This is a genomic window from Cupriavidus sp. 96C5-1, assembly GCF_057798855.1.
Map to the genome: position 1 here is coordinate 262221 of NZ_JBYOJU010000004.1, position 21307 is coordinate 283527.

General features: G+C 65.9%; 18 protein-coding genes and 1 tRNA gene. 9 read left to right on the top strand and 10 right to left on the bottom strand.

Going from position 1 to position 21307, the window contains the following annotated elements; genetic code table 11:
- The 5 genes from selA to AC3FOF_RS07865 all read left to right on the top strand — a co-directional run bounded on the left by selA (position 1) and on the right by AC3FOF_RS07865 (position 5706).
- Positions 1-1434 (top strand): L-seryl-tRNA(Sec) selenium transferase, encoded by a 1434-nt coding sequence (gene selA / locus AC3FOF_RS07845; protein ID WP_488726232.1) that lies wholly within the window; start codon positions 1-3, stop codon positions 1432-1434.
- Positions 1431-3380, top strand: coding sequence for a selenocysteine-specific translation elongation factor (gene selB, locus AC3FOF_RS07850; protein WP_488726233.1), 1950 nt, complete (start codon positions 1431-1433; stop codon positions 3378-3380). Before selA ends, selB begins: the two co-directional genes overlap by 4 nt.
- Positions 3381-3476, top strand: a tRNA-Sec gene (locus tag AC3FOF_RS07855).
- 69 nt (positions 3477-3545) lie between these two features.
- Positions 3546-4415, top strand: a complete 870-nt coding sequence (fdhD, locus tag AC3FOF_RS07860) for a formate dehydrogenase accessory sulfurtransferase FdhD (protein ID WP_488726234.1) — start codon at positions 3546-3548, stop codon at positions 4413-4415.
- Between the two features lie 160 nt (positions 4416-4575).
- Positions 4576-5706, top strand: a complete 1131-nt coding sequence (locus AC3FOF_RS07865) for a transglutaminase-like domain-containing protein (protein ID WP_488726235.1) — start codon at positions 4576-4578, stop codon at positions 5704-5706.
- Between the two features lie 96 nt (positions 5707-5802).
- On the opposite strand, the gene AC3FOF_RS07870 is transcribed toward AC3FOF_RS07865, so the two are convergent.
- The gene (locus tag AC3FOF_RS07870) at positions 5803-6519 is read right to left on the bottom strand and encodes a Crp/Fnr family transcriptional regulator (RefSeq protein WP_488726236.1); all 717 of its coding nucleotides are present in this window, start codon (positions 6517-6519) and stop codon (positions 5803-5805) included.
- 202 nt (positions 6520-6721) lie between these two features.
- On the opposite strand from AC3FOF_RS07870, the gene AC3FOF_RS07875 reads away from it, so the two are divergent.
- Positions 6722-7522: a Coq4 family protein gene (locus AC3FOF_RS07875; RefSeq protein ID WP_276268588.1), complete on the top strand. Its 801-nt coding sequence runs from the start codon at positions 6722-6724 to the stop codon at positions 7520-7522.
- 70 nt (positions 7523-7592) lie between these two features.
- Here the strand turns inward: AC3FOF_RS07875 and AC3FOF_RS07880 are convergent, their stop codons facing one another.
- From AC3FOF_RS07880 to AC3FOF_RS07895, 4 genes are all read right to left on the bottom strand, one after another.
- Positions 7593-8432, bottom strand: a complete 840-nt coding sequence (locus AC3FOF_RS07880; RefSeq protein ID WP_488726237.1) for an SDR family NAD(P)-dependent oxidoreductase — start codon at positions 8430-8432, stop codon at positions 7593-7595.
- A 15-nt stretch (positions 8433-8447) separates the two neighbouring features.
- Positions 8448-9725: an MFS transporter gene (locus AC3FOF_RS07885; RefSeq protein ID WP_488726238.1), complete on the bottom strand. Its 1278-nt coding sequence runs from the start codon at positions 9723-9725 to the stop codon at positions 8448-8450.
- Positions 9726-9812: 87 nt separating this feature from the next.
- Positions 9813-10868 (bottom strand): beta-keto acid cleavage family enzyme, encoded by a 1056-nt coding sequence (locus tag AC3FOF_RS07890; protein WP_488726239.1) that lies wholly within the window; start codon positions 10866-10868, stop codon positions 9813-9815.
- Between the two features lie 54 nt (positions 10869-10922).
- Positions 10923-11327 carry a carboxymuconolactone decarboxylase family protein gene (locus AC3FOF_RS07895; protein ID WP_017223877.1) on the bottom strand — a complete coding sequence of 135 codons (405 nt, stop codon included), beginning with the start codon at positions 11325-11327 and terminating at the stop codon, positions 10923-10925.
- 139 nt (positions 11328-11466) lie between these two features.
- On the opposite strand from AC3FOF_RS07895, the gene AC3FOF_RS07900 reads away from it, so the two are divergent.
- The gene (locus AC3FOF_RS07900; RefSeq protein ID WP_017223878.1) at positions 11467-12510 is read left to right on the top strand and encodes an AraC family transcriptional regulator; all 1044 of its coding nucleotides are present in this window, start codon (positions 11467-11469) and stop codon (positions 12508-12510) included.
- 75 nt (positions 12511-12585) lie between these two features.
- On the opposite strand, the gene AC3FOF_RS07905 is transcribed toward AC3FOF_RS07900, so the two are convergent.
- From AC3FOF_RS07905 to AC3FOF_RS07915, 3 genes are all read right to left on the bottom strand, one after another.
- On the bottom strand, positions 12586-13494 hold the full coding sequence (locus AC3FOF_RS07905; protein WP_488726303.1) for a c-type cytochrome: 909 nt from the start codon (positions 13492-13494) through the stop codon (positions 12586-12588).
- Positions 13487-14836, bottom strand: a complete 1350-nt coding sequence (locus AC3FOF_RS07910; protein WP_488726240.1) for a c-type cytochrome — start codon at positions 14834-14836, stop codon at positions 13487-13489. Before AC3FOF_RS07910 ends, AC3FOF_RS07905 begins: the two co-directional genes overlap by 8 nt.
- A gap of 366 nt (positions 14837-15202) precedes the next feature.
- Positions 15203-16108 (bottom strand): LysR family transcriptional regulator, encoded by a 906-nt coding sequence (locus tag AC3FOF_RS07915; RefSeq protein WP_488726241.1) that lies wholly within the window; start codon positions 16106-16108, stop codon positions 15203-15205.
- Positions 16109-16214: 106 nt separating this feature from the next.
- Between AC3FOF_RS07915 and AC3FOF_RS07920 the strand changes: the two genes are divergently transcribed.
- Positions 16215-17342 carry an MFS transporter gene (locus tag AC3FOF_RS07920; protein ID WP_488726242.1) on the top strand — a complete coding sequence of 376 codons (1128 nt, stop codon included), beginning with the start codon at positions 16215-16217 and terminating at the stop codon, positions 17340-17342.
- Positions 17343-17720: 378 nt separating this feature from the next.
- On the opposite strand, the gene aceB is transcribed toward AC3FOF_RS07920, so the two are convergent.
- Both aceB and AC3FOF_RS07930 read right to left on the bottom strand, forming a co-directional pair.
- Positions 17721-19307 (bottom strand): malate synthase A, encoded by a 1587-nt coding sequence (gene aceB / locus AC3FOF_RS07925; RefSeq protein WP_276268593.1) that lies wholly within the window; start codon positions 19305-19307, stop codon positions 17721-17723.
- 43 nt (positions 19308-19350) lie between these two features.
- A complete protein-coding gene (locus tag AC3FOF_RS07930) occupies positions 19351-20052 on the bottom strand; it encodes a haloacid dehalogenase type II (RefSeq protein WP_488726243.1) in 702 nt (233 codons plus the stop codon).
- A 242-nt stretch (positions 20053-20294) separates the two neighbouring features.
- Here AC3FOF_RS07930 and AC3FOF_RS07935 point away from each other — a divergent pair, with 242 nt between their 5' ends.
- A complete protein-coding gene (locus tag AC3FOF_RS07935) occupies positions 20295-21245 on the top strand; it encodes a LysR family transcriptional regulator (protein WP_035805002.1) in 951 nt (316 codons plus the stop codon).
- Positions 21246-21307 lie beyond the last annotated feature (62 nt).

The window sequence follows — 21307 nt, forward strand, 5'->3', positions numbered from 1 at the left end:
ATGGCCGAGAGCGCAAGCGTCCCCGCCGGCGCGGCGGACATCCCTTCGGTCGACCGCCTGCTTAGTCTCCCCGAACTGCAGCCCCTGCTGGCCCTGCACGGGCGCACCCAGGTGACGGCGGCGCTGCGCAGGCAACTGGACCAATACCGCGCCGCCGCAATCGCTGGCAAGCTGCCGGCGCACGCGCTGGGCGGCCGCGCCCTGGCCGATGCGCTGGGCACGGCGCTGGCCACCGCCAGCCAGCCGCGCCTGCGCGCCGTATTCAACCTGACCGGCACGGTGCTGCATACCAATCTCGGCCGGGCCTTGCTGCCCGACAGCGCGGTGCGGGAAGTCGTGCAGGCGCTGACCACGCCCGCCAACCTGGAATTCGACCTGGCGACCGGCGAGCGCGGCGAGCGCGACGACCTGGTCGAAGACCTGCTGTGCGAGCTGACCGGCGCCGCAGCCGCGACCGTTGTCAACAATAATGCGGCGGCGGTGCTGCTGATGCTGAATACCCTGGCCCAGCGGCGCGAAGTGGTGGTCTCGCGCGGGGAGCTGGTGGAGATCGGCGGCGCCTTCCGCATACCCGATATCATGCAGCGGGCCGGCGCCAGGCTGGTCGAGATCGGCACCACCAACCGCACCCATCCGCGCGACTACGCCGACGCCATCGGCCCGCGCACCGCGCTGCTGATGAAGGTGCATTGCAGCAACTACCAGATCACGGGCTTTACCTGCAGCGTCGGCGTGGACGAAGTGGCAGCGCTGGCGCGCCCGCATGGCCTGCCCGTGGCGGTCGACCTTGGCAGCGGCACCCTGCTCGACCTGACCCGCTGGCAGTTGCCGAGCGAAACCACGGTACGCGAGACCATCGCGGCCGGCGCCGACCTGGTGACCTTCAGCGGCGACAAACTGCTCGGCGGCCCGCAGGCGGGCCTGATCGTCGGGCGCGCCGACCTGATCCGCCGGATCAGGAAGAACCCGCTGAAGCGGGCGCTGCGCGTCGGCAAGCTGACGCTGGCCGCGCTCGAACCGGTATTGCGGCTCTACCGGTCGCCGGAGCTGCTGGCCGACAGCCTGCCCACCTTGCGCCTGCTGACCCGCCCGGCGCACAAGCTGGAAGCGCAGGCGCTGCGCCTGTGCCCGCTGCTGCAGCCTGCCCTGGGGGATGCCTACCTGGTAGCGGCCGCGCCGATGCTCAGCCAGATCGGCAGCGGTGCGCTGCCTGGCAGCCAGCTGCCGAGCCATGGCCTGACCATCGCGGTGGCCGAGGGCGGACGCAGCGCCGGCGCCGGGCGGCGGCTGCAACGGCTCGAGGCCGCCCTGCGCGCGCTGCCGCGCCCGGTCATCGGCCGGGTCGGCGAACAAGCGCTATGGCTGGACCTGCGCTGCCTGGAAGAGACGGACGAAGCCGCCTTCACCGCGCAATGGCAAGCGCTGCGCCTATGATCATCGGCACCGCCGGGCATATCGATCACGGCAAGACCACCCTGGTGCGCGCGCTGACCGGCGTGGACACCGACCGGCTCAAGGAAGAGAAAGCGCGCGGGATCTCCATCGAGCTGGGTTACGCCTACACGCCGCTCGCCAACGGCGACGTGCTGGGCTATATCGACGTGCCCGGTCACGAGCGCCTGATCCACACCATGGCGGCCGGCGCCAGCGGCATCGATCTCGCCCTGCTGGTGATCGCGGCGGACGATGGCGTGATGCCGCAAACGCGCGAGCATGTGGCGATCGTCGAGCAACTGGGCATCGCGCGCGCCGTGGTGGCCCTGACCAAGGCCGACCGCGTGGATGAAGCCCGCATCCGCCAGGTGCGCCGCGAGATCGAGGGTCTGCTGTCGGCCACGCCGTTTGCCGGCGCACCGGTGTTCGCGCTCGATGCGACCAGGCCGGACGATGCGGGCGTGGCGGCGCTGCACCGGCATCTGCATGACGTGGCGCAACAACTGCCGCCGCGCGACGCCGCCGGCCTGTTCCGGCTCGCGGTGGACCGCGTATTCACCTTGCCGGGCCACGGTACCGTCGTCACCGGCACAGTGTTCGGCGGGCAGGTCCATGCCGGCGATGTCATGCGCCTGGCGCCCTCGGGCAAGCCGGTGCGCGTGCGCAGCCTCCACGCGCAGCAGCGCCCTGCCCCCGCCGGCTCGGCGGGACAGCGGTGTGCCCTCAATCTGGCGGGCATCGACAAGGAAGCCGTCAGCCGCGGCGACTGGGTGGTCGACCCAGCGCTGGCCGTCCCGGTGAGCCGCCTCGACGTCTCGATCGCCTTGCTGTCCGACGCGGATCTTCGGCTGGCGCACTGGTCCCCCCTGCACGTCCACCTCGGGACCACGCACCGGCTGGCCAATATCGTGCTGCTCACCGCCGAGACGCTGGGGCCCGGCGGCACGGCCCTGGCGCAACTGGTATTCGGCGCGCCACTGCATGCCGTACCCGGCGATCGCTTCATCGTGCGCAATGCGCAGGCGACCCGGACGGTGGGCGGCGGCTGCGTGCTCGATCCCTTCGCGCCCGAGCGCAGGCGCCGTACGGCCGCGCGCCTGGCCTACCTGCAAGCGCTCCGGCAGATGACCGAGGGCGCCGGCCTGGCACCGCTGCTGGCGCAGGCGGCCCACGGCATCGCCGTCTCCCGCCTGGCCTGCCTGACCGGCGTCGGGCCGGATGGCTGGCGCCTGCCGGCCGATGCCATGACCCTTCCGGCGCAAGGGCATGGCGATGCCTGCGTCATCCTGGCCAGTCACTGGCAGGCGCTGCAGCGCGCGCTGCTGGATGCGCTCGCGGCATTTCATGCGCGCCTGCCGGACGAGCCCGGCCCCGATGCCGGCAGCTTGCGGCGCATCGCCTTTGCCGGCGCGCCATCCCTGCCGGAGGCCGCCTGGGCGGCGCTGGTCGACACGCTGGCGGCGCATGGCGAGATCCGCCGCAATGGCGCCTGGCTGCAGTTGCCCTCGCATGCGATCACCCTCTCCGAGAACGACCTCGCGCTGGCGCAAGGCATCCTGCCGTTGCTGGCGGCGAGCGGATACGATCCGCCTTGGGTACGCGACCTGGCCGCCGCGCTGCACGTGCCGGAGGAAAGGATGCGCCTGCTGTTGCGCAAGCTGGCGCGCCAGGGCGCGCTTTACCAGGTGGTGCGCGACCTGTTCTACGACGGCGCGCGGGTGCGGGAGCTGGCCGGCCGGGTCGCCGCGCTGGTGGCACGGCACGGCAGTGTCGACGCCATCCAGTTTCGCGACGCCACCGGACTGGGGCGCAAGCGTGCCATCCAGATTTTGGAGTTCTTCGACCGCGTCGGCTACACTCGACGCGTCGGCAATGCGCGGGTATTGCGTCCCGACAGTGAATGGCAGGCAGTTCATACCACCGCCATCCAGCGTAGTACGCAGTGAGGAAGGCATGCGTATCCGGTGATGCGGCCGGGCTTCAAATCCGGTTGGGGGCGTTAGCCGTTCCCAGGTAGGTTCGACTCCTACTGCTTTCCGCCATCGTTTCGGTGGTCCGGCACTGGCGGCAGCCATCGCGGCGGACGCCTCGCCGGGCCGGCAGGGGGATCCATGCGGCCTGACATCCAGCCTGACATCCAGACAGAGCACTCCGGCGCCCAGCAGCGGCCCGTGGTGCGGCATCGGGGACAGGCACCGGCCATGGACGCCGACCGCGTGTCCGAGGAATTCCCGGTCGCGCTCGTGTTCAACGGCATCTCCCACGCGGTGATGATGGCGACGCCCTGCGATCTCGAGGAATTTGCCATCGGCTTCGCCCTGACCGAGGGGATCGTCGGCAGCGTCCACGACATCTTCGATATCGAGGCGACCATGCACGCCGCCAGCGCCGAAGTCCACCTGACCATCGGGCAGCAGGCCTTCCTGGCGCTGAAGGACAAGCGGCGCGCGCTGGCGGGCCGCACCGGTTGCGGCGTGTGCGGCATCGAAAGCCTGCAGATGCTGGACCTGACGCCGGCCCCCGTCGCCCAGCCAACCCCGCCGCTTGCGCTCGGTGCCGTGATCGCGCGCGCCGTGCGCGAGCTGCCCGGGCACCAGACCTTGATGGCCGCCACCGGCGGTGTGCATGCGGCCGCGTGGTGCGGCCTCGATGGCGCCATTGTCAAAGTCTTCGAAGACGTTGGCCGGCACAATGCCCTCGACAAGCTGGTGGGCTATCTTGCGCGCCAGCGGATCGACATGACGCGCGGCTTTGTCTTCCTGTCGAGCCGCGCCAGCTACGAACTGGCGCGCAAGGCGGCACGGATGAACATCCCCCTGCTGGCGACCATCTCCGCGCCGACCTCGCTCGCCATCGACATCGCGCAGCAGGCAGGCATGATGCTGGTGAGCTTTTGCAGGCAGGATGGCTTCGTCGAATATACCGGCCTGCCTTCGCCGGCTGGCGATAGCACCGGCGCTGCCACCGGCACGGCGCCATAGCGGCCCGGCTGCCGCAGCCTCGCCCGGCGCGCATGCGCTCGAACGCCGCGGTGCAGCATCCTTGCCGCCGTCTTATTGCCGGCAGGAAGCGCGGGCGCATCCTACTATGCAATTTGAATTCTGCAATCGGCCCGCCGGCCAACCGTGGGGAGGAATCAGCATGGACCGTCGTTCATTTCTACGCCTGGGAGCCGCCGCCCCGGTATGCCTCGGTGCTTCCGGCGCCGCGGTACTGGCGCGCGCGCAGACGCAAAGCGAAGATGCCCTGCTGGCGGCGCAGGGCTGGCGCGTCTACGAGGTCACCACGGAACTCTCGTTGCCGCCGGCGGCCGCTCCGGCCAGCGCCTGGCTGCCGATGACCGCCGCGCGGCTTGGCGACTACCAGCGCACGCTGTCGAGCCGCTGGGAGGCAGCCGACGCGCAGGCGCGCACCGCGCTCGCGCCGGGCTATGACACGCGCATGCTGGCGCTTAGCTGGCCCGGCCCCGCCGCAGCGCAAAGCGCGGAACTGAAAGCCAAGCTGGTGGAAATGGTGGCGCTGCGCGATCGCAAGACCGATCTGGGCCTGGCGCCATCCGCACAGGCCCCGCGCGAGCCGGCCGCGACCTTGCGCGAGTACCTGGCGCCGACGCGGTTGCTGCCGACCGGCGGCATCGTCAAGACGACCGCGCAGCAGATCACGGCCGGCGCATCCGACGACATGAGCAAGGCCCGCGCGCTCTACGAATGGGTGATCGACCACACCTGCCGCGAAGCCAGCGTGCGCGGCTGCGGCGTCGGCGACGTCGCGCGCATGCTGCGCACCGGCGGCGTGATGAACGGCAAGTGCGTGGATATCAACGGCCTGTTCGTGGCGCTGGCGCGGGCATCCGGCATACCCGCCCGCGATGCCTTCGGCGTGCGCGTCGATACCTCGCTGTACGGGTTCAAGGCGCTGGGCAAGAGCGACGACATCTCGAAGGCGCAGCATTGCCGGGCCGAGTTCTATGCGGCAGGCTACGGCTGGATCCCGGTGGACCCGGCCGATGTGCGCAAGGTCGCGCTGGAGGAAGCCCCTGGCGGCCTGCCGATGAGCGACTGGAAGGTACGTTCGGCGCGCGCCATGTTGTTCGGCGCATGGGAGATGAACTGGGTTGCCTACAACCATGGCCACGATGTCGCCCTGCCCGGCAGCGCATCGCCGCCGGTACCGTTCCTGATGTACCCGAACGGCGAGACCGTCGCCGGCACGCTCGACAGCGTCGACCCGGCAGCCTTCGGCTACCGGATCACATCGCGCCGGATGGCCTAGGCGCGCGTCGCGCCCATACGCGATCCGGTTCCATTCCAGGAACCGGATCGCACGCCTTCGCCAGGCCACGGATCCGGACGCGCGAACGCGCGAACACTAGCCTCCCGTGGCGTCGCCCGTGGCGAATGCCCGCAACTGCCCGATATCCAGGATCTCGATCGAACCTCGTGTGCGGTGCAACAGGCCCTGCGTTTCAAATTCCTTGAGAATCTGATTCACCGTCTGCCGGGATAGCGAAAGCATCAAGCCGAGTTGTTCCTGCTGCACGTGAATAACGCGTCGGGTACGGCCATTCCATTCCCCGTAGCCCTCGGCTATGGCCAACAGCCGGCGAGCCAGCCTGACCGGCGCCGGCAGCGATGCCGACGCCCCGATCGCATGGAACGTCAGCCTCAGCTTTTGCGCAAGCAAAAGCCCGAACGCCCGCCAGTGCGACGGGTTCTGCCCAAGAAACGCAAGCAGGTCATGCTGGTCCACATGCAATAGGAGGACGTCGGTTTCCGCCCAGGCATCATGGGTGCGCGGCAAGCCGTCGAACAGGGAGATCTCCCCGAACCACTGCGGCGGCTCGACAAGGGCAAGCAGGGCCTCTTTGCCATCCGCGGAAAAACTTGTCATCCGGACCGCGCCATGCACCATGAAGTAGAGGCCGTCAGGCGCATCCCCACGTCCGAAAAGCCGCGAGCCAGTGGCCAGGGTCCTGGCCTTTGCATGCTCCGCGATCCACGCTTGCAATCCGGGGGTAAGGCCTGCAAACCAGGCACTGGAGTGCAACGCGGCCCGGCGCTCGTCGGAGGAGAATAGCTTTGGCACGGCGTCGATCGTAGCCTTATGTCGGGAAGCTGACATTGTATTCGGCCATTCCCGGCAAGAATCGCATCTTGAAGGCGTCACACATAGATGAAAACCCTCGAAGAGAACAGGCCTGGCCGCAGCCTGACCGCCACCGGCAGCCGTTTCCAGCGGATCTGCCCCCGGCCATCCTGACAACCACCTCACCAACAGGAACGAGGCAATGGCTACCGAGAATTCCCCCGCGCTCTACAGGCGTGATCTTCCCACCGCATTCCGTGCCATCCGCAAGCTGCTCGCCAACGGCGACGACACCACGCAAGTGTTCCTGATCATGCGCGCCCTCAACGGCTCGGCCGCGTCGAAGAATTTCGCGCGGCTCATGAAGATCCCGGGCGGGCCCAGGCAGATCTATCGGCGTGTCGAACTCGCGGAGCGCTTCTCCGATCCGGCCTTCATCGCAAGTTTCGCGCCCGGCACGCTTGGCGCGGCCTACCGCGCGTTCCTCGAGGCAACCGGATACAGCGCTGCCGGCCTGGCCGAAGTCTCCAACCTCGATCGCGAGCCGCTGGTCGAGCATCCCTATGCCTGGTTCGGCAGGCGTACGCGCGACATTCACGACGTCTGGCATGTACTGACCGGCTACCGGGCGGACGAAACCCTGGGCGAAGCCGCGCTGGTGGCCTTCAGCTACGCGCAGACCGGAGGCCTCGGCTGGGCATTCATCGCGGTGGCTGCCTCGTTGAAGAACCTGCGCGCCACGCGCAACACCGCCTTTGCCCGCGCCGTGATCGAGGGCTATCGCAACGGACGCAAGGCGAAGTGGCTGCTGGGCGAGGATTACGAAACGCTGATGCACGAGCCGCTCGAAGCCGCCCGCGCCCGGCTCGGCATCGCCGAACCCATCGCCTACCACGCGGCATGCGCCACCAGCGAATGGCATGAACCGGCCAAGGCAGGCTTCGACGCGCGCTCCGGCTCCGGCAGCGCAAGCGCCGCTCGGCACGGGGAGGATTTCACGTAGATCCAGCAGGGAACTCCGCCATCCTGGCTTGGCGAGCGAGCCGCCTTGGACGCCTGCGCGGCATGCGTGGTCAGATCACGGCGCCGCCGTTGGGACTGATCACCTGGCCCACCAGGTAATGATCGCCGGCCAGGTAGGTCACCATCGACGCGTATTCCTCCATCGTGCCCAGGCGCCCGGCCGGGCATATCTGCCAGAACCGGTTGCGCTTTTCCTCGCCTGCGGCCTCGAGATATCTCGTGAACTCGGGCGTTGCCACACCGCCTGGCGCCATGGCGTTGACAAAGATATTGGCGCCAGCCACCTCGGCCGCAACCGACTTGGTGAAGGCAACGACCGCTCCCTTGGTGGCGCTGTAATGCGGGCTATGCGCGCTCATCGCCGACATGCCGGCAATCGACGCGATATTGACGATCTTGCCGTCGCGCTGCGGCTCCATCAGCTTGAGCGCTTCGCGCGTGCAATAGAACAGGCCGTGCACATTGACGTCCCAGTAGCGATGCCATTCTTCGTCGCTCATCTGGCTGGTGAAACCCAGCGACTGGCGCGGCACCGGCGTGGTGAGATAGGCGTAGTGCCTGTTGCGGCGCCCGGTGTCGACCGGCCGGTTCGGCACCAGCGCCGCATTGTTGACGAGGATATGCAGCGCGCCGAAGCGTTCGACGGTGGCAGCGAACATCGCGGCGACCTCACCGCTCGACGATACGTCGCAACGCAGCGCCAGGCACTGTGCGCCGGCCGCTTCCACCGCCTGGCGCGTTTGCTCCAGCGCAGGCATGTCGATGTCACAGATCACCACGTGTGCGCCCGCCTTGCCGAGGTCGATCGCGATGGCGCCACCCATGCCGCGGCCGGCGCCGGTGACCAGGGCAATACGCCCTTCCAGTTTTTGTCTTTGGTACTGCGTCATGATGGATTACCTTGATTACCTTGTCGTTTGCACGGGTTGCATGCCGATGGCCGGCCGTGCGCAGGCGGCTCGCGCGGCCAGCGCGAAGAACAGTGCCGAAGCCATCGCCAGCGCATCCGTGGTCAGCAAAACCCGCGTCAGCGGCGCAGTGGTGCCATTGGCAATCAAGTAGTCGGTCGCAGCGCCCACGGCCACCGTGCCGATGGCGATCGCGAACACATTGATGCACAGCATGGTGAAGCCAGAGACCGTCGAGCGCATCTTCTGCGGCGTCATGCCCGTAATGGCCGCGTTGGCAGGGCCGTATAGCGCCAGCGGCAGGAAGAAGCCCACGCACATGCCGATGTAGAACAGGGGGGATCCGGCAGGCGCTAGACGATAGGCGATGACAAAAGGTGCGCAGATGACGACGAGGAGCGCCATGAACGTGGCACGCCCGCCAGGCAGTTTGCGCGCTGCGCGATCGCTCAGGACGCCGCCCGCCAACGCGCCGAGCGTGCCAAATAGCAGTTGCAGCGCGCCGATGCGGGTGGCGATGCCGGCGGCATCCATGCCGCGCTCATTCACCAGCCACAGTGGCGTGAACGAGAGGCCCGCGAACGCGATGTGCGTCAGCACAAAGCCGGTAATGGTGAAGCGAAGCGCACGATGCCCCCTGACCAGGCGCAGCACCGCGAGCACTTGTTGCAGTGCCGGCGCGCCCCGTTCCTGCGGCGCGAGCTGGCCGCGCTCTTCCTTCAGCAGCGCCAGCGGCAGCGCGATCGCGACGCCGGTCACGCCCAGGGCATAGAAGGTCGTGCGCCAACCGTACGTGGCGCCGAAGGTGCCGGCCAGCAGGAAGCTGCAGCCGATGCCCAGCGGGATGCCCATAAAGAACAGGCCCATCGCCGTGCCGCGCCGCTTCTCGGAGAACAGCTCGGACAGCAGGCCGACCGCGGCAGGCACAAGGGCCGCTTCACCGCTGGCGACAAAGAAGCGCGCGATCGCCATCTGCTCGAAGCTCTGCGCATGGCCGGACGCCCAGGTACAGGCGCTCCAGATCAGCACGCCGGCCGCGATGATCCGCGTCCGGCTGAAGCGATCCGCGAGCGTGCCCATGAGCATCGCCATGACACCGAAGCTAAGCACCCAGACCGCACCGACCAGGAAGCCATACTGCGCATTGTTGATCGCCAGCGCCTTGATGATCTGCGGCGAGAATCCCAGCAGCATGTTGCGGTCGATATGCGCCAGCAGGTGGATCGTCAGCAAGGTTGCCAGAACGGCAGAGGGGCTTTTCTTCCAGAACATCATTTGTCTCCAGGCCGCGGGATCGTTGAGCGCGGGGGGGGGGGGGGCGGCATACGGTACGCCGCCGTATTCCGTCCGGGTCTCGCCAGCCTACGCTACCTTGCGTACCGGCGCGCCGCGCTGCACCGGGGCACGGTTGGGCACCATGCCCAGTTGCTGCAGTGTCTCGCCGGCGGATTTCCACTGGGTGCCGATCTGGTAGATGCGGTGCGCGTCTTCGCCGGTGGCGACTTCGCGGTTGAGTTCGCGGGCAATGCGCACCATCTTCTCGATCTGTTGCACCGAGGTGGCGCGCTCGCCATCCGGTCCGAACAGCGTGTCCTCGATGCCGACACGCACGTGCAGGCCCAGCGCGATGGCCATGGTATTCATCGGGACCACGTTGCGGTTCAGCGTTTCGACCGTGAGCACGGCGCCATCCGGCGTGCGGCGCGCGAACTCGATCATGTCGGCCGGATGCAGGCCGGCCGCGCCGCCGCCGATGGCCACGTAGTTAAGGATCAGCGGGCCCGTGTAGACGCCGCGGCGGATCAGGCGCTCGACCGTTTCCAGCCCGGTCAGGTTGCCCAGCATGAAGTGCGGCTGGATGCCATGGGCGACCAGGCGCCTGATGTGCTCCACGTGCCAGGACGGATTGGACGGCACGATCATGTCGCGGTAGGCGGCCTGCAGCGCCGGGTTGGCGAGCGAGGTGCCGGCGATGTCGGCCTCGGTCATCAGCTCCATCACGTTCATCTGGCTGGTGTTGATCGCCACGGTGACCTGGTCGGGGCGCGGATCCAGTTCGGCCAGCATGTGGCGCGTGTCGTCGTTCAGCCACTTGGCTACCTCGCCTTCGTTCTCCGGTGCGAACGAAATCGAGCCGCCGACCTGGATGACCATCTTGGGCACCGCCTCACGCAGCCGGGCGAGCATCTCGTTGAACTTGGACAGGCGCTTGCTGCCCTTGCCGTCTTCCTCGCGCACATGCATGTGCAGGACCGTGGCGCCGGCGTTGTAGCAATCAACGGCCTTCTGAATCTGTTCGTCCATCGTGACCGGGATATCGTCCGAATCGCCGGCGGCCCATTGGGGGCCATAGGGCGCGACCTGGATCACGAGTTTTTCCTGGTTCTCAGGCAGCAGGGAATCGTCGAGGAAATGCATGGCTGGTTATCCTTGATGGTGTGGTCGGATCGGCTAATGGGCTCTCAGGCGCTCTCAGGCAGCCTTGACGCTGGCCGCCCTGGCCTGCTCGATGGCCGCCAGCTCCTCCAGGAGAATCGGCGCCCCGAGGCTGCTGGTATGGATGCCAAGCACACTCACCGCCTGCAGCACGGCAGCGATCTCCTCCCTGGTGGCGCCCAGTTCGAGCGCGCGGCGGATATGACGGCGCGTGCCCGGCGCGTACATGTGGGTGCAGGAGGCATCCACCGCGATGGCGAGAAACTCCAGCACCTTCGGCTCAAGCACGCCCGACATCACCGGGTGCATGCCCATCACCATGAATTTCTCGGCCCATGCCGGGTCGAGTGCCGCAAAGGCGTCCCACGCGGGATTCCAGTTGCCGGTGGCGCGCAATTGGTCGCAGACCGGCGTGGCGGTGCGGTTGGTGTCGTTGCTCATGCGTTGTCTCCTTGATGCCAGGGAATCGGTAGCGCTTTTCGGTAGCGCTGCCGTGGAGGCAAGTATCGGAGATCGGCAAATTCAGGTTTGACAAAAGGCGACATTGAATTTACATTTCACGACAGCTAGGGAGATCACCATGGCCTACCTGTTACGCAGCGCCAGCCTGACCAACTACGTCGATGTGGCGCGCTCGGTCGGCCTGGATCCCTATCGGCACTTGCGTGCCGCGGGCATCGACCGGTCAGTGCTGCTGGATCCGGATATGCGGATTCCGGCCGAAGCAGTCGGGCGCCTGCTGGAGGCATCGGCACAAGCCGCCGGCGTCGAGGACTTTGGCCTGCGCATGGCCGAGACGCGCCATCTCTCCAATCTGGGGCCGCTCGGATTCGCGGTGCAGGAGGGGCCGACGCTGCGCAAGGCGCTCGACGCGATGTCGTACTACCTGCGGCTCCAGAACGAGGCGCTCTACATGCGCATGGAGGAAACCGAGGACGTCGTGGTCATCCGGCAGGACATGATCGGCGGCCATCCCGGTTCAATGCGGCAGGGGACGCAACTGGCACTGGGCGTGCTGTTCCGGATGCTGAACCTGTTCCTTGGCGCCACATGGAAGCCGCGCAGCGTCTGCTTCATGCACAATGCGCCGGCAAGTCTCGCGGTCTATCAGCGTGTATTTGGCGCAGCCATTGCGTTCAACCAGGATTTCGACGGCATTGTGTGCCTGGCATCGGATCTTGACGCCGAGATTCCGTCCTACGATCCGGTCATGGCCCGACAGGCCCGTCAATACCTCGACGCGATGCTGGCGCAGTCCAATGCCACCATGACCGACAAGGTCAGGAAGCTGGTGTTCGCGCTGCTGCCGACAGGGGGGTGTTCGGTGGAGCGGGTGGCGCAACACCTTGGCGTGGAAGCCAGGACCGTGCAACGCCGCCTCGCGGATCACGGCGAGAGCTATTCGTCGATTCTCGATACCGTGCGCGTGGACCTGGCAACGCGGTATGTGGACAGCCTTGACCGCCGGCTGTCCGAGGTCGCGACGCTGCTGGGTTTCTCATCCCTGAGTGCGTTCTCGCGGTGGTTTGGCGGGCGTTTCGGCTGTAGCGTTTCGAAGTGGCGCGGCGGCAGGCCAGACGCTCCCGTGCCCAATCGGCAGGGAGCGGGCTCCCGAGGCCATTGAGGCTTCGAAGCGCGCAGAGGTGCGCCATACGCGCTGACCGCTCCGGACCACCGATACCGACGGCTACGACTCGGTTCAGTAGCGCGCATCCTTCGGTTTCTTGCCGCTCGGCCAGTCCTTCTCCTTACCCGGAAAATCCGGGCGTGGCATATGTGTGAAGTACTCGGCGACGTCCACTGCATCCTGATCGGACAGCACGTTACCCTCGCCCCAGCCACCATGCGTGTTGACGCCCATCGGCATATTGTTGCGGATAAAAGCGGCCGCCTTGTAGGTGCGTGCCAGTCCCGCCCCGATATTGAAGGATTCGTCACCCCACAACGGCGGGAACACGATATTGCCCGCTCGATCCTTCCTGCCCTCGCCATTGAGGCCGTGGCAGGAAGCGCATTGAGCAGCGTACAGGTTCTTGCCGCGCACCGGATCGCCAACCAGCTTGGTATCGATGGGCCAGGCGTTTTCGATCTGGACCCTGGCGCCATGCGGCACCGCCTGGGCCAGCCATTTCATGTAGGCAATGATCGCTTTCATCTCGGATGAGGTCTTGTTCAAGGGCTTGCCGTTCATCGAACGCATGAAGCAACCGTTGATGCGGTCCTCCAGTGTCACTACGCGATCGGCACGCGCGCTGAACTGGGGAAAAGAATTGACGGTATTGATATACGGCGCGCCCAGCGGCTTCTTGCCCTGTTGCACATGACAGCTGTTGCAATTCATATTTGCGCCCGTGTATTGCGGCAGCAGGCGCCGCGTCTCGTTCAGCAGGCGCTTGCCATGGTTGATCTCGTCCGCATTGGGCTCCCTGGCGATCAAGGTATCCGACGGAATCGTATAGTTCGGCAGACGATTGCCATCCTTGTCCAGCACCGGGAAGGTCTTGACGTTGTCTGCAACCGGGATGTCAGGCGCTGCCGTGGCGGCCATCGTGCTTCCAGTTGCCATCAAAACAGCCAGGACTGCTGCGATCTTGAATTTTCTACTCATGCTTACCTCCCGCCTCGATGTTCGGCTTCTTTTTCGCCAGAAAGGCACGGGTGCGCGCGACGTCGCCCTCTCCTATGGGAGGTGCCCGATTGACCCAGGCAGTGCGGATGAAATTGATCACGTCGGTGATGTCCTGATTGCTCAGGTGATTAAAACCGGGCATCGCGAAAGCCATGGCGTCATGACTGTTGGATGGCATCTTGCCGCCTTCCAGGGTGATCTGGATGATGGACTGGGGGTGTTGCGCGAACACCGCGGAATTGTTCGCCAACGCCGGAAACAAACGCGGTACGCCCCGGCCATCGGCGCGGTGGCAGGTCACGCACTGCTCCATGTAGATCACCGCCCCACGCGAATCGTAGCGGCCGTCGAGTAGCGCGGCAGTGGTGGTGTCCGTTCTCGGCGGGAACGTGTCTAGCTTGCCTTTCACGGCAGGTAGCTGCTTCACATAGGCCGCGATGCTCGCGATATCCTCATCCGTGAAATGACGCGTGCTGTGCTCGACCACATCAGCCATGGCGCCAAATGCCGCCACCTTGTCCGTACGGCCCGTCTTCAAGAACATCGCGATATCTGCTGCGCTCCAGGATTGCAGGCCCTGGGCTTCGCCGCGCAGGCTCTTCGCTCGCCAGCCATCGATCACCGCGCCGGACAGGAAGGCATCGCCATCCGCCAAGGACAGCGCCTTTTCCTGGTAGGCCAGGCCACGCGGCGTATGGCAGGCCCCGCAATGGCCGGGGCCCTCTACCAGGTAGGCACCCCGCACAAGCTTCTCGCTGGCGCCGGCGGGAGCGACGAACTCCCGCCTGGACGTGAATACCAGCTGCCACCACGCCATCGGCCAGCGCATGTTCAGCGGCCAGGGAATGGTCGAGTCGGCACTGGGCTTGCCATGTGGCTCCACATCGGACATGAAGTAGGCATATAGCGCCTGGATATCGGCGTCGGGCATGATCGCGTAGGACGGATAGGGCATCGCCGGATAAAGCGGCGTGCCATCCTTGCGTATGCCGTGCTGCACCGCATTCTTGAAATCGGCATAGCTATAGTTGCCGATGCCCGCCTGCTTGTCGGGCGTGATGTTCGACGAATAGATCGTGCCCACGGGCGTCTGCATCGCCAGGCCGCCCGCAAAGGGCTTGCCGTTGGGCACGGTGTGGCACGCCACGCAATCGGCGGTACGCGCAATATATGCGCCGGCTTTGGCCAGGCGCGAGTCATTGATATCGACAGATGCCGCCACATCAACCTGGCGGCTGGCGGTGAGTACCCGCGCACCGCCGATGGCCAGGACGGCAAGCACTCCCATCCCTGCCGCTATTTTGATCCCGAACTTCCTCATACAGGCTCTCCTCAATCACTGGCAAGTTTGCATGCCGGGGATTCATGCAACTTATCCAGCACATGAGGTCAGCTTATCGATATCCGGCAATAATCAATATAAGCAAATAACCAAAAATCATATCAATCGATGGCTTTTTGATCAGGCGCAAACAGCCTGCGGCGCAGCCGGGCGCATGCGCCACGGTGATTCCGCGCGCGATATGGCTCGAAGGGTTCTGTTGCGGCAAGCACCCGATGGAATCTGGCGATATGAACTCTAATGCGGCGAGACCGGCTCCACGTCGACCCAGCGTTGCTGGCCTTATCTTCCCGTGCCACCTGGGACGGCATAGACGCAGGCCACATCCCCTCCCCCGGAGCATCGTCATCGGATCCGCAGAGACACCCCGAGCATTTCCAGAACAGCATGCACCTTCGGCAGCAACTGGCGGCTGCGGGGCCAGACCAGGTGCAATGGCAGCCCATCGGTGGCCAGGTGCGGCAGGACTTCGACCAGCGCGCCGCTGCGCAACTCGTCCTGGACCAGCCACGTGGCCAGTTGCGCGATGCCCCAGCCGGCTGCGACCGCACTGACCTGCGCCTCGCCGCTACCCACGACGAGACGGCCTTGCACCGTTCGCCGTTCAGGCTGCCCGGCCTCATTGGCGAACAGCCAGGGGGCGGTGCTGCCGTCGGCTTTGCCGTAAACGACGCAGGCATGCTGCGTAAAGTCCCCGGATTGCGGCATGCCCGCGCGCTCAAGATAGGCTGGCGACGCGCAAAAGATCAGGCGCTCGGTACCCAGGTGGCGATGCCCCAGCGCAGCAGGCCAGGCATCGGGGCCGCCGATGCGTACGGCCACGTCGATGCCTTCGTCCACCAGATCGACAAAGCGATCCGTGAAGGAAATATGTGGCCGCAACCCCGGATGCTGCTCGGCGAACCGCAGCAGAAGCGGCAGTACCTGGAGGCGCCCGAAGGAAGCCGGCAGATCGACCCGTAACCGGCCGGCCGGCTCCGCATTCTGTGCCGCCAGCACTGTCTCCGCCTCTTCCAGGTCGGCAAGCACCCGGATGCAGGTGCGATAGAACGCTGCACCGGCCTCGGTCAGTACCACGCTGCGCGTGGTGCGTTCGAACAGCCGGCTGCCCAGGCGCGCCTCCAGTCGGGCCACGCTCTTGCTGATGGCGGAGACCGTCAGGTTGAGCCGTTCGGCGGCAACGGTGAAGCTGCCTGCGTCGGCGGTGTAGACGAACGTGTCGATGCCCTTGAGCCGCTCGGAGGGAGTCATTTCTCTCTGATTATTGACTTGAATTCAATATTTCATTGAAATAATACCAAAACAAGGAATTTCAGTCTCAAATAGCATACGGACTCCCGCCTTTACGGAATCCGACATGCCGCCTCTCGAAACCGCGCCCGCCCACATCACCCTGCCCGCCTCGGCTGCCGCCGGCAACGGCCTGCCGAGCGTCATCCTGGCGCTAGCGGCCTTTGTCATCGTCACCACGGAATTCCTGATTGTCGGCCTGCTGCCGGTGCTGGCACGAGACCTCGGCATCCCGGTCCCGGCCGCGGGGCAACTGATCACGCTGTTCGCCTTTACCGTGATGCTGTTCGGGCCGGTACTGACCGCGTTGCTGTCGCACGTCGAGCGCAAGCGCCTGTTCATTGCGATCATGCTGATCTTCGCCGCTTCGAATGCGCTGGCTGCGCTGTCGCCGAATATCTGGGTACTTGCCCTTGCCCGCTTCATCCCTGCGCTGGCGCTGCCGGTGTTCTGGGGCACCGCGAGTGAAACGGCGGCGCAACTGGCTGGCCCCGCGCGCGCCGGGCGTGCCGTGTCGCAGGTCTACTTCGGCATTTCCGCCGCCATGTTGTTCGGCATTCCACTGGGAACGCTGGCCTCGGGTGTCGTCGGCTGGCGCGGTGCGTTCTGGGGGCTTGCGGCGCTATCGCTGCTGATGGCGCTGCTGCAGTGGGTCTTCATGCCCGCGCTCGCGGGTTCGGAGCGGGTCAGGCTGGCCGCCCAGACCCGCATCCTCAAGGATTTCCGCTTCGTCGCCAATGTGGCGCTGTCCGTGGCGGTGTTTACGGCCATGTTCACTGCCTATACCTATCTGGCGGACACGCTGGAACGCATCGCCGGCATCCCTGCGCCGCAGGTGGGCTGGTGGTTGATGGGATTCGGGGCCATCGGGCTGTTCGGCAACTGGCTGGGCGGACACTTCGTGGATCGCAGTCCGCTGGGCGCGACGGTCGCCGGCACCGTGCTGCTGGGTATCGGCATGGCGGCCAGCGTACCGGCATCGGGATCCCACGGCCTGCTGGCGATCGTCCTCCTGGTCTGGGGCATTGCCTACACCGCCCTGTTCCCGGTCTGCCAGGTGCGGGTCATGCAGGCCGCGCCGCAAGCACAGGCGCTGGCCGGCACGCTCAACGTCTGCGCGGCGAACGCCGGCATCGGGCTGGGTGCCATGATCGGCGGCCTGGGCATCGGGCATTGGGGCCTGGGCTATGTCTGATATATCGCGGCGGGCATGGCGGCGCTGGCCGTCCTGCTGGCCCTGGCAATGGCGAGCCTCGCGGAGATGTCCCGGCGGGGCCGTGCACATCGCCGAACAGACATGGAGTGAGTCTTGCCGGACGGCGGCGCAGCACCAGCATCTGCGGCAGGAAGGACCATCGATTTCCTGGGTTCAGGGCGCCGTGGCTCTGACCTCGGCCAGGCAGCATCATGGAGATTCCCGGGATCCTGGGGAAACTCACTGTGGCGGACCTCAGCGCAGACCGGCAAACCTTGGTGCCGGAGCCAGCGGCAATAAAAAACCCGCAGCACAAACCAGGCTGCGGGTCTTTGTCTTTCAATACCGAGGCAAAGCCTCAGCCAGGCAACCGCCTGCTCAGATTTCCTCGTACAGCGGCAGCGTCAGGAATTCCGCGAAGTCTTCCGACGTGGACATCTGTTCGAAGATCTCGCCGGCGCGGTCGTAGGTCTTGGTGTCGCCACCGACGAACTCCTTGACCTTGGCCAGTTCTTCCGGGATCAGCGCGCGCACCATCTCGGCGGTCACCTTGCGGCCGTCTTCCAGCTTGCCCTTGGGCGAACGGATCCACTGCCACACCTGCGAGCGCGAGATTTCAGCGGTGGCGGCGTCTTCCATCAGGTTGTGGATGGGCACGCAGCCATTGCCGGCCAGCCAGGAACCGAGGTAGTGGATGCCGACGTTGATGTTCATGCGCAGGCCGGCTTCGGTGATCGGGGTTTCCGGCTGGAAGTCCAGCAGGTCCTTGGCCGTCACGCTGACATCGTCACGCTGCTTGCCGAACTGGTTGGGCGCGTCGCCCAGCACCGCCACGAATTCCTTCATGGCCGGCTCGACCAGGCCCGGGTGGGCCACCCAGCCGCCGTCGTAGCCGTCGGTGGCATCGCGCTTCTTGTCGTTGATGATGCCCTGCATGGCGATGGCGTTCTTCTCCGGATCGTTCTTGATCGGGATCAGTGCGCTCATGCCGCCGATGGCGGGCGCGCCGCGCTTGTGGCAGGTCTTGAGCAGCAGCAGCGCGTACGAGCGCATGAACGGCGAGGTCATGGTGACCTTGGCGCGATCGGCCAGGCAGAAGTTCTTGTCGACCTTGAACTTCTTGATGCACGAGAAGATGTAGTCCCAGCGGCCGGCGTTCAGGCCGGCGCTGTGCTCGCGCAGTTCATACAGGATTTCCTCCATCTCGAAGGCGGCCAGGATCGTCTCGATCAGTACGGTTGCCTTGACGGTGCCTTGCGGCAGGCCGATTTCGTTCTGGGCCATGACGAAGACATCGTTCCACAGACGGGCTTCGAGGTGGCTTTCCATCTTCGGCAGGTAGAAGAAGGGGCCGGCGCCGCGCGCGATCTGTTCCTTGGCGTTATGGAACAGGAACAGCGCGAAGTCGAAGATGCCGCCGGAGACGCGCTGGCCGTCGATGGTGACGTGCTTCTCGTCCAGGTGCCAGCCGCGCGGGCGCACCTGCAGCGTGGCGATCTTGTCGTTCAGCTTGTAGTGCTTGCCGTTGGAATCCAGCGTGAGCGTGCGGCGCACGGCGGCCTTGAGGTTGACCTGGCCCTGCAACTGGTTGTGCCAGTTGGGGGTGTTGGAGTCCTCGAAGTCGGTCATGTAGCTGTCGGCGCCCGAGTTGAACGCGTTGATGACCATCTTGGCTTCGACCGGGCCGGTGATTTCCACGCGGCGGCAATGCAGTGCCGGCGGCACCGGCGCGACCTTCCAGTCGCCTTCGCGCACGCTCTTGGTTTGCGGCAGGAAATCGGGCAGTTCGCCGGCGTCCAGGCGCTTGGTGCGCTCGACGCGGGCAGCCAGCAGTTCCTGGCGACGCGGCTCGAAGGCGCGGTGCAGTTTGTCCACCAGGGCCAGGGCCGCCGGCGTGAGGATATCTTCGTAGGCCGGCAGGATTTCGCCGGTAATCTTCATGCCCGCAGGCAGCGTGATGGCCATCAGTGTTCTCCTGTGATCGATGGTTTGATAAAGGTGCCCGCCGTCACACCGCCGCACCGCGGGTGCGGGCGAATTCGAGCAGGTCGTTCATGTCGTGCCCGGTGCCGGAAGGACTCACATCGAGCCGCTCCGCCGGATGACCGGCACGATTGATCCAGAACGTGGTGTAGCCGTACCAGGTGGCCCCGCAAGCGTCCCAGCCATTGGACGAGACGAAGAGGATTTCCCCGGCCGCCACCCCGAAAGCCTTTGGGCCCAGCGCATACGCGTCGGGTGCGGTCTTGTACATGCGCACCGCGTCCACGGACAGCACATGGTCGAACAGCCCGTGCATGCCGGCGCTCTTGACCGAGATATCCAGCATCTCCGGGTTGCCGTTCGACAGGATGCCCAGCGGCAGACCGGCAGCGTGCAGACGCTTGAGCGCCCCGAGGTTCTCCGGGAAGGCCGACAGGCAAGCGTATTCCTTGAGCAGCTGCGCCTCCGCGGCGGGGTCCAGCACCAGTTGCAGGCGTTCCGCGGCATAGCGCAGCGCATCCACCGTGATCGCCCAGAACGGCTTGTAGTATGCGCCGTCAGGGGCAGCCAGGGAGCGGATGCGGGTGTAGTCGATCTGCCGCTCGCGCCACAGCAGGGCCAGCGGCTCGCCCTTGCCCGGGAACAATTGTTCCGCGCGCGCGGTGACCGAATACACGTCGAACAGCGTGCCGTAGGCATCGAAGACGACTGCGCGGATCTTGTTCATGAGCTAGACGCTTTCCCCTGGCCAACCTGGCAGTCCCGTGCCCTGCGTGGGCCTGTACACCAATGAATGCATAGCATTGTAGGGAGACGTTGCAGTGCGGCAAAGTCGGTCAGGGTCACTTGATCTTTTACTTTTACCCCACTAATCTTTGCTAACGCCGTAAAGAATAGGCACCAAATCCACCCCATTACCGTGTTCGCCCTGTTATTTGGGTTGCATGCGGCATAAAACCGGCCTGCTTCGTGGATCATTTCAAACAATTGGAGACGTTCGTCTCCGTGGCCGCGCGCGGCAGCCTTTCGGCTGCCGCGGCGGCGGAAGGCGTGGCGCCCGCCATCATCGGCCGGCGCATCGATGCGCTGGAAGAGCGCCTGGGCGTCAAGCTGCTGCTGCGCACCACCCGCAAGATCAGCCTGACCTTCGAAGGCTCGGCCTTCCTGGAAGACTGCCAGCGCATCCTCAACGACCTGCACAACGCCGAGGCCAGCGTCTCGGCCGGCGGCGTCAAGGCCAGCGGCCACCTGCGCGTGACCGCGCCGGCCGGCTACGGGCGCAAGCACGTGGCGCCGCTGGTGCCCCTGTTCATCGAGTCGCACCCGGATGTGACGATCACGCTGGACCTGTCGGACCGCGTGGTTGACCTGGTCAACGAAGGGTTCGACTGCGCCATCCGCCTGGGCGACCTGCCCGATTCAAGCCTGGTCTCGATCCGCCTGGCCGAGAACCGGCGCGTGGTGGTCGCCTCACCCGATTACCTGGCGCGCCACGGCGTGCCCGCCCTGCCCGAGGACCTGAGCCGCCACAATTGCCTGGCCTTCGGCGCCAGCGCCAACGTGCAGCGCGGCTGGGCCTTCCAGCAGGAGGGGCGCGCCGTGACGGTCAAGGTGGGCGGTACCATGGAATGCACCGATGGCGCGGTGCTGCATGCCTGGTGCCTGCACGGCCACGGGCTGGCCTGGCGTTCGTGGTGGGAAGTCGGGCAAGAGATCGCCAGCGGACGCCTGGTCACGGTGCTCGACGAATTCCAGGCGCCGCCGATCGGCATCCACGCGGTCTTTCCGCAGCGCAAGCACCTGCCGCTGCGGGTGCGGCTGTTTATCGACCACCTGAAGAACACCTACGGCAATCCGGCTTACTGGCGGCGGGCGGAACAGGTTTCTGCCGCCAGCAGGCCACAGATGGCGGCTGGCTAGGAATTTGATCCAGGGCAATGCCGTATGCGCCACCTCTACCTACAATAAAGGCTGACAGGTGC

Excerpts from the sequence above, each read along its gene's own strand:
- selA (WP_488726232.1), top strand. The coding sequence starts at position 1 with ATGGCCGAGAGCGCAAGCGTCCCCGCCGGCGCGGCGGACATCCCTTCG.
- selB (WP_488726233.1), top strand. The coding sequence starts at position 1,431 with ATGATCATCGGCACCGCCGGGCATATCGATCACGGCAAGACCACCCTG.
- fdhD (WP_488726234.1), top strand. The coding sequence starts at position 3,546 with ATGCGGCCTGACATCCAGCCTGACATCCAGACAGAGCACTCCGGCGCC.
- AC3FOF_RS07865 (WP_488726235.1), top strand. The coding sequence starts at position 4,576 with ATGGACCGTCGTTCATTTCTACGCCTGGGAGCCGCCGCCCCGGTATGC.
- AC3FOF_RS07875 (WP_276268588.1), top strand. The coding sequence starts at position 6,722 with ATGGCTACCGAGAATTCCCCCGCGCTCTACAGGCGTGATCTTCCCACC.
- AC3FOF_RS07880 (WP_488726237.1), bottom strand. The coding sequence starts at position 8,432 with ATGACGCAGTACCAAAGACAAAAACTGGAAGGGCGTATTGCCCTGGTC.
- AC3FOF_RS07885 (WP_488726238.1), bottom strand. The coding sequence starts at position 9,725 with ATGATGTTCTGGAAGAAAAGCCCCTCTGCCGTTCTGGCAACCTTGCTG.
- AC3FOF_RS07890 (WP_488726239.1), bottom strand. The coding sequence starts at position 10,868 with ATGCATTTCCTCGACGATTCCCTGCTGCCTGAGAACCAGGAAAAACTC.
- AC3FOF_RS07895 (WP_017223877.1), bottom strand. The coding sequence starts at position 11,327 with ATGAGCAACGACACCAACCGCACCGCCACGCCGGTCTGCGACCAATTG.
- AC3FOF_RS07900 (WP_017223878.1), top strand. The coding sequence starts at position 11,467 with ATGGCCTACCTGTTACGCAGCGCCAGCCTGACCAACTACGTCGATGTG.
- AC3FOF_RS07905 (WP_488726303.1), bottom strand. The coding sequence starts at position 13,494 with ATGAGTAGAAAATTCAAGATCGCAGCAGTCCTGGCTGTTTTGATGGCA.
- AC3FOF_RS07910 (WP_488726240.1), bottom strand. The coding sequence starts at position 14,836 with ATGAGGAAGTTCGGGATCAAAATAGCGGCAGGGATGGGAGTGCTTGCC.
- AC3FOF_RS07915 (WP_488726241.1), bottom strand. The coding sequence starts at position 16,108 with ATGACTCCCTCCGAGCGGCTCAAGGGCATCGACACGTTCGTCTACACC.
- AC3FOF_RS07920 (WP_488726242.1), top strand. The coding sequence starts at position 16,215 with ATGCCGCCTCTCGAAACCGCGCCCGCCCACATCACCCTGCCCGCCTCG.
- aceB (WP_276268593.1), bottom strand. The coding sequence starts at position 19,307 with ATGGCCATCACGCTGCCTGCGGGCATGAAGATTACCGGCGAAATCCTG.
- AC3FOF_RS07930 (WP_488726243.1), bottom strand. The coding sequence starts at position 20,052 with ATGAACAAGATCCGCGCAGTCGTCTTCGATGCCTACGGCACGCTGTTC.